Origin of the sequence: Curvibacter lanceolatus ATCC 14669, assembly GCF_000381265.1 — a bacterium.
Taxonomy (GTDB): Bacteria; Pseudomonadota; Gammaproteobacteria; order Burkholderiales; family Burkholderiaceae_C; genus Curvibacter; species Curvibacter lanceolatus.
In genome coordinates, this window is sequence record NZ_KB906298.1 from 1 (window position 1) to 10,183 (window position 10,183).

The 10,183-nt window shown below is 66.7% G+C and carries 8 protein-coding genes and 1 pseudogene; all 9 read right to left on the minus strand.

Features of this window, described 5'->3' with window-relative positions; translation table 11 throughout:
* A pseudogene (locus F624_RS0131385) lies at positions 1-422 on the minus strand (hypothetical protein); the annotation flags it as partial.
* Positions 419-5,338 carry a phage tail length tape measure family protein gene (locus tag F624_RS33805; RefSeq protein ID WP_019578326.1) on the minus strand — a complete coding sequence of 1,640 codons (4,920 nt, stop codon included), beginning with the start codon at positions 5,336-5,338 and terminating at the stop codon, positions 419-421. The pseudogene F624_RS0131385 and the gene F624_RS33805, both read right to left, overlap by 4 nt.
* A 30-nt stretch (positions 5,339-5,368) precedes the next feature.
* Positions 5,369-5,725 carry a DUF1799 domain-containing protein gene (locus F624_RS0131395; protein ID WP_084679889.1) on the minus strand — a complete coding sequence of 119 codons (357 nt, stop codon included), beginning with the start codon at positions 5,723-5,725 and terminating at the stop codon, positions 5,369-5,371.
* A 20-nt stretch (positions 5,726-5,745) separates the two neighbouring features.
* On the minus strand, positions 5,746-6,117 hold the full coding sequence (locus F624_RS0131400) for a phage tail assembly chaperone (protein ID WP_019578328.1): 372 nt from the start codon (positions 6,115-6,117) through the stop codon (positions 5,746-5,748).
* A 77-nt stretch (positions 6,118-6,194) separates the two neighbouring features.
* Positions 6,195-6,845, minus strand: a complete 651-nt coding sequence (locus F624_RS0131405; RefSeq protein ID WP_019578329.1) for a phage tail tube protein — start codon at positions 6,843-6,845, stop codon at positions 6,195-6,197.
* A 53-nt stretch (positions 6,846-6,898) separates the two neighbouring features.
* Positions 6,899-7,363, minus strand: a complete 465-nt coding sequence (locus tag F624_RS36350; RefSeq protein ID WP_031256936.1) for a hypothetical protein — start codon at positions 7,361-7,363, stop codon at positions 6,899-6,901.
* Positions 7,360-7,662, minus strand: coding sequence for a head-tail joining protein (locus tag F624_RS0131415; protein ID WP_084679891.1), 303 nt, complete (start codon positions 7,660-7,662; stop codon positions 7,360-7,362). Before F624_RS0131415 ends, F624_RS36350 begins: the two co-directional genes overlap by 4 nt.
* A gap of 43 nt (positions 7,663-7,705) precedes the next feature.
* A complete protein-coding gene (locus F624_RS0131420; protein WP_019578332.1) occupies positions 7,706-8,038 on the minus strand; it encodes a DUF2190 family protein in 333 nt (110 codons plus the stop codon).
* A gap of 48 nt (positions 8,039-8,086) precedes the next feature.
* Positions 8,087-10,063 (minus strand): prohead protease/major capsid protein fusion protein, encoded by a 1,977-nt coding sequence (locus tag F624_RS33055; RefSeq protein ID WP_157443732.1) that lies wholly within the window; start codon positions 10,061-10,063, stop codon positions 8,087-8,089.
* Between the last annotated feature and the right edge of the window lie 120 nt (positions 10,064-10,183).

Genomic DNA, 10,183 nt, shown 5'->3' on the forward strand with positions numbered 1-10,183 from the left:
TCCTGCAGGACGAGGGTCTTGCTGAAGACCACCGTGCCGGCGGGCTTGTCTTTGACGGTGACCGACAGCGTGGCGCCGTCCAGGCCGTAGCAGGCAATTGCATTGAAGAAGCCCGGGCGCAGCACATAGGTCAGGGGTGATGCGATGCGCCCCTGGGTACTGACCTCGGTGTCAAACGCCGCCCAACGGGCGGTGGGGCCCGCATCCAACCAGTACTCGGCATCGACCTCAGGCAGCACCGTGCGACCCGCGGCCACGGCTTTGACGCATTCGTAAATGCGGTGCGTGGCCTTGCGGATGCGGCGATCACCCAGGGCGCAGGCCGCACCAGACACCCATTCGACTTCGCCGACCGCGGGCTCGGCAATGTTGCAGTCGGCCAGCATGGCCTCGGTGATCGTCAAGGGAACCAAGATATTCATTGGGTGTGGTCCTCCACCAGGGCCATGGGCACGGCCCCGCCCTCGGGGTTGCCATTGGTGGCATCCGCAGTGCGCCGGGCCTGGGCTTCGAGCTGGGCGGTCTGAGCCCGCAGGGCCTGCACCTCGGCGATCAGGCGGGTGAGCAGTTCGGCGGTGCCGCTGCTGGTCTGGGGCAGACCCTGGGCGGCCGGGTTGTAGGCTTTGGGCACGATGGCTTCGCCCTCATGGATCAGGGCCAGCATGTCCTGGGGCACGTAGTTGGTGCCCACCGCAAAGCGGGGCACGCCCACCGATTCCGCCGCCTTGAGCAGGTCTTCGTAGCGGAAGCCCGCGACGGTGGCCAGGTCGCTCAAGGTGGCGCCACTGGCCTGGGTGGCCTCGAGCAGGCCCTTCACGTTGCCCGTGCCGGTGAACTTCTGCGCGAGGGTGGAGAGGCCGTCCAGACGGGCGATCTCTGCGGGGTCGGTGATGCCCACCGTGAAGGCCCCGGCACCCAGGTTCACTTCGCGGCTGTACTTGGTGGAGGGGGATGCTCCGCCACCACCGCCGCCGACAGTGAAGCCACCGGACGAAGTGCCCGAGGAGGCACCGCCTGCACCGCCACCGGAGCCCCCACCGCCCACCGTGAACTGCGCCCCAGGATTCGTGACCTGCACCCCGGGCTTCGTGGCCGTAGCGCTGCCCTCCTGCTCGCCGAGCAAGGCACCGGCCAGCTTCTCCAGGGCCAGGCCCACGCTGATCACGCTGGTGTCGATGCCGCGCAAGGCGTCGACCTGGTCCTTGGCGTTCGACAGAATCTTGTCCAGGCTCGCGAGCTGATCCTCGGCCGTGGCGAGCTGCTGCTCGGCCAGGGTCTTTTGCGTGCCCGTGAGGTCTTTCAGTTCGGCCAGCTTGCCCGCGAGCGTGAGCTGGGCCCGCTGCTGCTCAAACGCCGAGCCGAACTGGCTGGAGTCCAGGCCAGACCGTGCGGCCGTGATGGCGTCGCTCAGGCTGGTGGCGTCCGGGAGGTAGCCCGTGCTGCGGGCAGTGCCCAGCGCCTGGTCGATGAACTGCAGGCCCGCGCGGGCGCTTTGCGCCTGGGTGGCCTCCACCGCGTTGTACAGCTCGGTGACGTGCCCCTTCAGGGTGTTGAACAGCGAGCCTAGGGTGTTGACCGATTCCTGGGCCACCTGCTTGGCGGCCTGGAGGCGGTTTTTCTCGGAAGCGAGAGCGCGTTCCAGGGAGGCATAGGCGGCGTCTGTGGCGGCTTGGAGGGCTTTCTTCTTGGCTTCAGCTTCGGCTTCGGCCTGGGCTTTGTCGGCATCGGCCTTGGCCTGGGTGGCCTTGGCGGCGTCTTCGGCGCTGGGGGTCACGCTGGCAAAGGCGTCGGCCACGTTCATGAGCGTGGCGTAGGCCTTGCGCCCGGACTCGGTGCTCAGGTCTTGCGCTTCGACCAGGGCGCGGAAGGCTTCGCGGGTCTTGGGGGTGGACAGGCCCACGCTTTGCAGGGCCGCACTCACATTGCCCAGGGTCTGGGCGTTGCGCTCGTCCTGGGTGTAGAAGTTCTCGTAATAGCTGCTGATCTTCTGGTTCAGGGCGTCAATGCCGCCAGCAAGCGTGATCAGACCGTCTGCAGCATCGAATGAGAGGTCTTTGAGCGACTTGAGCGGAAGAGCACCTGCCAGGGTGCGCAGGGCCTCGACGGACGCGATCTGGCTGTTGATCTCGGTGATGAGCTTGGTGGCTTCGTCATCGCTGAGTTTTTCCGCATCGATGTCTTTGAGCTTGGCTGCGATCGACTGGGGGATGTCTTGCGCGGCCTGCAGGGCCTGGATGGTGGACTGTTTGAGGTCCAGCGTGAAGTTGGCAACCGCTGTGGCCATGTCGGGGCTGCGCGTGCTGCTGGTCTCGTACAGGGTGCCCGAGTAGTTGCTGCCCTTGCCAGATTCCCCAAACGTGGCGCCCGTGTTCAGGCTGCCACCCGCAAACACCCCGCCCCGCCCATTACCCGAAGTTTCGAGGCCCGCGTGGTAGTCGGTGAGATAGGCCTTGCTGCCCAGGCCCTTGAGCATGGCATTGATGCTCTCGGCCGTGCTCGACACCGCCTTGCGTGTCGCATCTTCGCGCTCGCCCATGCCATCGGCCTCGAGCAGGTAGGCCTGGCCATTGGTGACTGCCTTGCGCGTGCCATCGGGGCGCAAGCTGTTGTCTCGGTTGTACTGCTGGCCCTCGTAGGTGTAGACCTCGTCGCGCCGGTTGTTTTTGACCTGGCCGTCGTAAGCCACGCCGTACTGCCCCCCGGAGCGGGTCTCGCCGCCATTCAAACCGGAGAGCAGCGAGTACGCGGCGAGGGCCGCGCCCACGTAGGGAATAGCCGAGCCGATGGAGGCCCCGAGGCCTGCTGCACCAGCAGCGCCCGCGCCCATGCCGCCCGCCTGGGCTGCTGCCACAGCAGCTGCAGTCGACGAGCCAGCCCCCAGGCCCATCGACACGCCCATGGCCGCGTTGCCGGCCGTGGTGCCGAAGAGTGCACCCACCCCGCTGCCGATGAGACCGGCCCCGCCGTACAGGTTAGAGGCCGTGCCGGCCAGGTTGAGCAGGCCACTGAACCCGCCACCAATGCCGCCAACACCACCCAGACCACCCAGCACATTGGCCGAGATGCTGACCACCCAGCGCCGGATGGTGAGCTGGTACAGCATGTCCAGGACACTGGCCTTGATCGTGGCGCCGATCTTCTCGAACGCTGACTGCCCGCCCTGGAACACATTGGTCCAGACGCTTTGCGCGGTGTGGTCCACCGAGTTGATGATGTCGGTGAGCGTGTTGAGCTCGGACTTGGCGAGAGCCGTGGAGCGCGCAATCGCCGCTGCGGCCTGGGCCTGGTCGACGAGGCGGGCCTTGTCCTCATCCGAGGCGCCCGAGCGATCAATCGCCGCGAGCTGCTTGGCCAGCTCGAGCTCGACCTTGCGCACCGCGACGATCTTTTCGCGCTCGCGGGTGGCTTGACCGAGCAAGCCCACCTCGTCGGTGTACAGCAGGGCCTCTTCTTCAACCTTGCGGGTGTATTCCTCCTGGGCCTGAGCCAGGGTCTTGTAGTCCTTCACGCGGCTGGCGGTCAGCAAGCGTTCTTGCTCGGCCACCTGGGCCCGGAGTTCGGCCACGTAGTCGGGGCGGAACGAGTCGCTGCTGTCGGCCTCCTGGAGCTTCAGCTTCATCTGCTCGAGGCGGAATTCCTCGATCGCGGTCTTGCCCTTGCCCCAGACCGCATTGGCGGCTTCGAGCTCGCTGGCCTGTTGACCGATCGAGGCGGTGGCTTTCTTGGTGTCGGCCACCAGGGCGTCATAGGCCTTTTGCGAGTCGGCCACGGCCTGGGCCTGTTTCTCCTGCTCGGTGCGGCTGGCCTGCACCTGCACGTAGCGCTGGGCTTCGACCAGGGCCGCTTCTTTGTTGGCCCGGGCCACGCCGCTGATGGTGGTCTTGAGGTCCTCCTGGATGCGGGCGACGAGCTTCTCGCTGTCGGAGAGCTTGGCGCCCTCGATGCCGCGTTCCTTGATGCGGGCCGTGAGGGTTTCTTCTTCCTTGATCAGGGCCCGGATGCGGGCGACTTCGTTCTCGCCGGTGCCGGCTGCCGTGCTGGGCGTTTTTTCTTTGTACTTGTCGCGGATGTTCTGGATCAGGGCATCGCGTTCTTTGGCGCTGATCTCACCGTCGGCCGCCTGGTACTGGGCCTGCACCTTGGCGATTTCTTGGCGCATCTTGAGCTCGTTGCTCAAGAACTTGGCTTGTTCGGTATCGAAGGCGGCCCGGGCCTTGAGGCGCTCGTTGCCTTCTGCAATAGCCCGCGCATTGGCCTCCTGGCCAGCGACGGTCGCCTGCAGGGCCGCGAGCTGGGCCTGCAGTTGCTGGGTTTCCTTGCCGTCGGCAATGCCCAGGCTTCGGTTGCGCTCCTGGCGGGCCGCAATGTTGGCCTGCAAGGTGGCGATCTGGTCCGAGCCCGTTGGCTGCCGGCCCAGGCCCATCATGGCGTCGCCGGCCCACTTGATGGCGTCTTTGATGCCCAACCAGCCGCGCTCGATGTAGCCCAGGTTTTGCAGAATGGTCTGGGCCCGCTGCTCGGTCATGGCCGAGAACGCATCCTGCGCCACCTTGGCCGCGTCGGTCGCCCTGCCCTGGTCTTCCAAGGCCTTGATCTGCTTGTACAGCGCCACCGTCAGGTAGTTGGTCGACTCATTGAGCTTGAGCGACGCCTGCAGGGGCGCTTCGCCGAGCTGCGCAAAGGCCTTGGCGGTCTCGGCCACCGACGTGCCCACGGCCCGCTCCATGTCCAGAGCCGACCGGGTGTAGGTTTGCAGGCTCTCACCCGCCACCCGGCCCGTGCTGGCCATTTCGATGAGCGCGGCCGACGCTGCGGACTGCGTGCCCTGCATGACCGCCAGGCCGCGGGCCATGTCTTGCATTTGACCGGCAGTCACGCCGGCGGCATTGCCCGAGAGGGTGATGGCCTTCTGGAAGGCGGATGCCTCTTGGCTGCCTTGGTAATAGGCCAGGCCCAGGCCCGCCACCGCCGCAATGGCCAGGTTGGTGGGCGTGATGAGCCCGCCGATGTAAGTGCCCAGCGCCTTGGTGGCATTGCCCACGCCGCCGAACATGTCCTTGAGCTGGCCGCCCTGCTGCATGAGCACCGTGAGCGGCTTCTGCCCGGCCTGCAGGCTGACCACGATGTCGGTGACCTGGGCCGGCACCATGCGCATGGCCGCTGCCGTTTGCGCGGCCGAGGCCCCGAGCTGCTGCATGGGGGCGGTGGCCTGGCCCAAGCCCTGCCCCAGGTTCCCGGCCTGGGCCTGGGCGGCCCGCATATTGGCCGTGAAGGCCTGCAGGGCACCTGCGGTCTGGTCATCCGCGGTCAGGACGATGGTGGTGTTGGGGTTGGTCATGGGGCCATCCCTTCAACACAGACCCGCGTTTCAGGAGCCACGGGCTTTGCGGTGCTCGGCCTGGTAGGCGTGCATTTCCTGCAGCCAGGCCGCTTCGAGCATTTCCAGGCACTGGAAGAGGTCGATGCGCTGGGCATCATCGAGCCCATAGGCGAGCTCGTAGCGGTGCAGCGTGGACCAGTCCATGCCCAGGAAGTGCAGCGCCCCGTCCGGGCCCATGAGTGCCCGCCACGCAAACTGCATGCGCCGGAAGATGGCCAGAGGGATCTGGTTGTCAGGAAAGACATTCAGGGACGGGGGCTCGGTGAGTTGCTGGAGAAGGGCGAGGTGCTTGCCAAAGCCCAAGCGGCTGGCAGCGGCTTCATCGGGGGGCTGCGCTCCGCGCACCAGGACGCGGGCGCAGTCCTTTAGTTTTTTGCGCGGGCCTTGCTGTTCCAGTGCGCGTCGCGGTAGGCATCGAAGATCTCGCGCGGAGCCCGGTGGAAGCGGCTGATCAGGAGCTGCACGTTCTCAGGAGTAAAGGGCCGGCCCGGGGCCTTCCAGTCGTTGATCAACAAACCCAAGATCTCGGCATCGGTCTTGCCCTCGATGTCAGCAGGCAGGGCCTCCATCTCTTCGCGGGTGCGGTACTTGAATTCCAGAGGCAGCACCTGGTCGGGCTGGGTGCCCGGGGTGGTCAGGGTGACGTCGATCCAGAAGGTGGCGGGCAGGTCGAAGGTGAAGGGGATGGCAGCGGCAGCAACAGTGGCAGCAGCGGAGGCAATGGCGGTCGGGTTCATGATGAAGAAGCGATGAGGGGGAGGATGGGAGCGCAGGGACTGGCCCTGCGCGGGGGCTAGAGCGACTGATGAGGTGATCAGTTCGGGTACACCGTGGGCATGTTCTGGGCCTCGATCGAGACCTTGGTTTGCACCACGCCCTGGGCCTGGCCGGTGGGCACGCCGGCAGCGGCCACGTAGCCCAGCAAGAGCATCTTGGCGCCCGTGCCAAAGCGCAGGCGCACGGCCCGCATGCTCTTGGCCTTGTAGGCCTTGTTGCATTCCACAAAGCCCGGATCGGACAGATCAAAGATGTTGTCCATGCCGAACGACAGCGGGCTCACGATGGTGGGCACGCGCTTGCGCACGTTGTCGTGGATGGTGGTGACGTCCGCAAACTCCGGGTCACCACCCGACACGTTCACGCTTTGCACGGTGGCAAAGCTCGCGCCAAAGGTGACGACCTGGAAGCTGCCGGCCACCAGGCTGTCGTAGGTGCTGGTGTCTTCGTTTTCCAGCTCGAAGGTCTTGGTGGCCGGGTTCACGTTGGCAATGCGGAACAGGCGCTTGTCGACCTGGTACATGCCCTGGGCGGCCATCAGGATGATGTCGCCCACGTTCGGGTCGACCGCGCCCGAGTACTTGGCCACGCCGGTGGCGGCCTTGCTGATGCTGACCAGGGTAATGGCGGCACCCAGGCCGGTTTGCACGTCAATGCCGACGTTGCTCCAGAAGATGGCTTGTCCCATGGTGGGGCTCCTTTGAGGGTAAGAGGTGAGGAAGTGGGAGGGGTAGACGGGGGTTAGAAAGGCTGGACCGAGGCCGGGGCGCTGGCGTGACGCACCAAGAGGGTCACCGTGGCGCAGGCGGTCTGATCGCCGTCCACGTCGTAGTCCACGCTCAAGCTGTGGGGGGTGACGCCACCGGCCACACCGCCCAGGCTCGGGTCCTGCTGCAGTCGGGTGTAGACCCGGGCCAGCAGGTCGTCCACGGCCTCATCGGCCGGGGCCAGGGTGTTGCCCCGGGCGTAGCACTCGACCGAGACGGCCGTGCCCCAGACCAGGACCGCGCCCTGCCCCACCGAGGTGTCGGGGTCTGAGCCCGCCAGGCGCACCACCACGGCGGTGCTGTCTTGCTGGCTCAAGGGGCGCAGCCGGGTGCGGTACACCTTGGGGGCCACTGCAGGGGAGGCCTGCAGGGTGGTGACCATGGCTTGCACGGCCTGAAGAAAGATCGTTGCGGTAGTGGGGGTGGGCGCGTTGTTCATGCCAGCTCCAGCAGCAGGTGGGTTTCTCCGGTGCCGTCGTTGCGGGCATCGGCGATGAGGTAGGCCTGGCCGTCGACCGTCACGCGCAGGCCCACCGGGTTGGCAGGGACCTGGACCGTGGGCAGGGCGAGTGCCGGTTGTGACGAGGCCATGCCCAGGGCGCCAACCTGGCCAGCGGCATAGCCGTTGGCAAAGATGGCGTCCACCGCAACGTTCTCTATGAAGGCGGCACAGTTCGACAGCCGGCGGAATGCGGCGGCTGCAGTGCGGGCCTCCAGGAGGGCGAAGGGTTTGGGCATGGCGCTGGTCACCTGGTCAGATCTGGTTGGTGTCAGAGCGGGCTCAGACGGCGACGCCACTCAGGCGCACGCGGGCCGTGGTCTCGTTGGCCGCCTTGGGCGAGAGCAGCGCACCGATCAGGGCGTTGCCCGCGGCCGTCACCGTGACGCGGCGGTTGGCGTTGTCCCAGTACGCCTTGGTGCCGGCCGCGCCCACATCGGCGCTCAGGGCGTTCAGGTCATAGACGCCGATCAGGTTGGTCTCGACCGAGGCGCCGGCCGCGGCTGCGCTGGTGGCCACGCCAAACAGTGCGCCGACCTGCAGGCCGTCGCCGCCGTTGACGGCATAGGGGGCCGGCAGGGGCACGGTGTCGCCGGACTGGATGAAGTTTTTCATTGGAGGGTCTCCTGAAGGGATGGAGGGTTGGGTGAGGTGTTGGGCGCTTTAACCGCCGGCCGCCTTGTAGAGGCCTCGGTGCTCGATGGCCTTGGCGGCGAAGTCTTCGCGGCACTTGTAGGAAACGCCGTCGCTCTCAAAGCCCACCTCGGTCTCGATCACCGGGCCTTCGGCGCCGTCCAGGTAGCAGTACTCCACCGTGTCGACCTGCGCATTGCTCGCAGCCAGGTACCAGGCGGTGGTGCTGTTGCCGTCCAGCAGGGGCTCGACGATGGGCTCCAGCGAGGTGCGGCCGCCGCTGCGGAACTCGTTCACATCTGCCTGGCGGGCCGGCACGTAGTTGCTGCTGGTGAGCTGATAGGCGGTCTGCTCGAGGGACGCGGGCACGATGAGGTAGCTCGGCGCGATGCCCAGCTCTTCACCGGCCAGGCCCTTTTGCAGGCGCATGGCGGTGCGGCCGGCCGACAGGGCTGTGAACTGCAGAGCGCTGCCAGCACCGGTGCCCAGGTTGCCGTGATCCGCGTGGAAGAGCGTGGTGCCGTCAGACAGCGCCGCATTGGCCGTGAGCTGGGCGTAGACGAGACGGTTCTCCAGACGTCGGGCGGCAAAGCCGAAGGCGCTCACCAGGCGGTCAAAGGCCCGCAGGTCGTCGTTGATGATGGCCTGGCGCGACAGGGACACGATGCGGCCATAGGTCAGCACCTGGTAGGACTCGGCGCCGTCCTTCATCGAGCCGTACTTGAATTCGCCGTGTTCATTGGTGCGCAGCAGGTCGGGGGCGGCCGAGAGCGCGGTGATCGTGATGTTCTTGAAGTCGGGCGCATTGGGGGCGCGGCGGGCCCAGAGCGCATAGGTGCCGGGGTTCTCGTCGTAGGCACTGCGCAGGCGCTTGTTGGCCACGTTGGCAAACAGCGACGGAAAGTCGCTGGTGGTGTTCATGCCACCGGCTCGGAAGTGCAGCATGCGGGTGGCGAGCGTCAGGCGGTCCATGCCGCGGGTGCTGACGCCGTGGCCCTCCAGGAAGTCGCGGCCCAGCTCTAGCAGGCTCATGCCCCGGTACTGGCGACCGTTGTCGTCCAACTGGGTTTGCGCAGCGACGCGGTGCAAGATGGCCTGCTCGATGCCGGCCATGCGGGTTTGCATCTCATCGCGCACGGTTTGGATCTGGCCGCCCTGCCCGCCCTGGACATTTCGGTGGCCACCGCTGGCCGCGTCGCGGCGGGCCAGCTCATCGAGCACCGAGCTGCGGGCCTGCTCCACCGAGTTGCCCGAGCGAATCAGGCCAGCGGCCAGGTGGGCCACACCATGGCGGGCACAGAGATCGGTGATGTCGGCGGCGGCAGAAGCTGCGGCAATGGCTGCTTGAGCTGCGGCATCAGCCTGGCTGCGCTGAGCGACGGTGCCGGCTTCAGGGGCTGCGGACGAGGAGGACGAAGAAGCGGGGGCCGTGGCGGTGCTGCCGCCGGCATCAGTGCTCTGAGGCATGGAGGAATCCTTTCGGGTTTGGGTTTCGGCGGAGAGGCCCACCGTGGGCAGGGAATGGGCGCGGGTCTCGATGAACTCGCAGGGGAAGGTGCGAAGCTGGAAGGCCTGGTCTGAGGGGGCTGCGCCATCGGCGCCAGGGGCAGAAGTCGCACCAGCAGCACCAGCACCGGAGCGGATCTGGCTGTCCATGTCGGCGGGGATGGGCACCAGGGAGACCTCGTAAGGTTCCCAATCGACCACGCGGTAACGCCACAGCTCGCCCTCGTTCGCTGGGGCCACCATCTCGATGCGATGGCGCACATAGCCCACCGACACATTGCGGATGATTCCGTCAGCCACGTCTTGCACGTAGCCAGCCACCGACTCACGGCGCGAGAAGGTCGCGCTGCAGGTGCCTTGGCCGTTTTGAATGATGGGGTTTTCGACCACGCCGAGCTGGGCCTCGAGGCTCCACTGGCTGTGGGTGTTCAGGAGCGGCGCCCCCCCGGCGCAGACGATCCAAGCGGATAGCGCCCTCTTCCACCACCAGTTCTTCGACATAGGCCCGGTCGCGGAACCAGTCAAAGCACTTCACGCCCGCACCGGTGGTGAAGACGATTTGCGCGGTGGCGAGGGGGGAGGAATCAGGGGCGGAGTTGTCCGCCTGTGAGCGCTGGAAAC